This window comes from Bartonella bovis 91-4 (assembly GCF_000384965.1).
Classification (GTDB): domain Bacteria; phylum Pseudomonadota; class Alphaproteobacteria; order Rhizobiales; family Rhizobiaceae; genus Bartonella; species Bartonella bovis.
The window spans coordinates 234,146-235,523 of the sequence record NZ_CM001844.1 but is presented as its reverse complement, the minus strand read 5'-3'; the positions used below and the strand labels follow the sequence as shown (position 1 = coordinate 235,523).

Sequence of the window (1,378 nt, the reverse complement as noted above, 5' to 3'; positions counted from 1 at the left end):
CTGTCAAGATACTCATTATGTACTATTAGACGAACCGTTGAATAATCTTGATATGAAACATTCTGCTTCTATAATGAAGCAATTACACCGTACTGCCTATGAACTAAAACCAATTCTTCTTGTCATGCATGATATCAATTTTGCATCATCTTATTCAGATATGATTGTTGCACTCAAAGATGGTAAAACAGCTTATTGTGGCAAGCCAAAAGAATTATGCGTCCAGAAATTCTCAAAGAAATTTACGATATGGATATTCAAGTAAAACAATCAATAATGTGCCTATAGCTCTTTATTATCAATAATTTTAAGATTCTTCTTTTAAAACTTGCACACACTTTTAAAATCTGCTAGAAACAATAAAAGTTGCATATTGGGGAATAGTTTAATGGTAGAACAGCGGACTCTGACTCCGTTAATCTTGGTTCGAATCCAGGTTCCCCAGCCCTTTTGATTTAACAATTTTAATTAATTTATGTATCTTCCTATCTTACTATTAAAGCTATAATTCCCTATTTCTAAAAACGGTCAAAAACATAAGTTCTTTATTAGATTCAAAGGGAAATTCTTAAATTCTTGATTTTATGAAAAAAATCTATTAAGCTGAAGAAGATTCTTTATGAAAAGATTATAATAATCTCACAAACATCACATCTATATATCTATGATATATTTAATAAATAATGAGGGAATACAAACTATGAAGCCAGAAATTATTGCTTCTATTATGCATCCTACAATGTTGGCTTCAACAATGATAGAGACAATGGAAGTTTCTAAAAATGGGTCGAAACCAATACAGAAAATTGTGAAACCTATTCCTATTATTGAACCTATGCCTCATTATCCCCTTTCTGCAAATATCTCTGATATGATAGCACATATTAATGAGCTTATCCGTCAGAAAACAACAGAACTTGTTACAGAGATTGATCGCGTTTTCTCTTTAGAAAAGTATAAAGAGAAAAAAGAACAATCAACTCAGCAAGATGCAATGATAGAGCAAGAATTCTATGAAGCAGTGAATGTAAAAAGAATAACTAACAATTAGGATAGAGTTGCAGTTGCAAAGATTACCACTCATAATATCAAAATAGAATTTGTCAATATTCTAGTTGAGGTGTTGATGTAATGTTTTTCGTCAATCTCGATGAAATTTGTATTATTATTACTAGTATAGTTTATTTGCTCATTACTTAAAAGGATTCTTCTATTACTCATTTTCACCTTCATCCCTTCAAACCCCGTCAACTTCCCCTTCAACGTAACAGAAGACTCTGACCCATCAACCACTATTGCCTTCTGCATCCCCGTCGCCCCCTCAACATCAACATCCTCATCCAACGTCAGCTGTCCTTTATTAAGCACCTTAATCACC

2 protein-coding genes, 1 tRNA gene and 1 pseudogene are annotated in these 1,378 nt (G+C 32.3%); 3 read left to right on the top strand and 1 reads right to left on the bottom strand.

The window, feature by feature from the left end; translation table 11 throughout:
• From BBBE_RS00945 to BBBE_RS00935, 3 genes and pseudogenes are all read left to right on the top strand, one after another.
• A pseudogene (locus tag BBBE_RS00945) lies at positions 1-305 on the top strand (ATP-binding cassette domain-containing protein); the annotation flags it as partial.
• Positions 306-374: 69 nt separating this feature from the next.
• Positions 375-445 (top strand) — tRNA-Gln (locus tag BBBE_RS00940).
• 255 nt (positions 446-700) lie between these two features.
• Positions 701-1,051, top strand: coding sequence for a hypothetical protein (locus BBBE_RS00935; RefSeq protein WP_010700755.1), 351 nt, complete (start codon positions 701-703; stop codon positions 1,049-1,051).
• A gap of 29 nt (positions 1,052-1,080) precedes the next feature.
• Here BBBE_RS00935 and BBBE_RS00930 read toward each other — a convergent pair.
• Positions 1,081-1,378, bottom strand: a 298-nt coding sequence (locus BBBE_RS00930; protein WP_210162036.1) for a hypothetical protein, incomplete at its 5' end; no start/stop codon positions are given.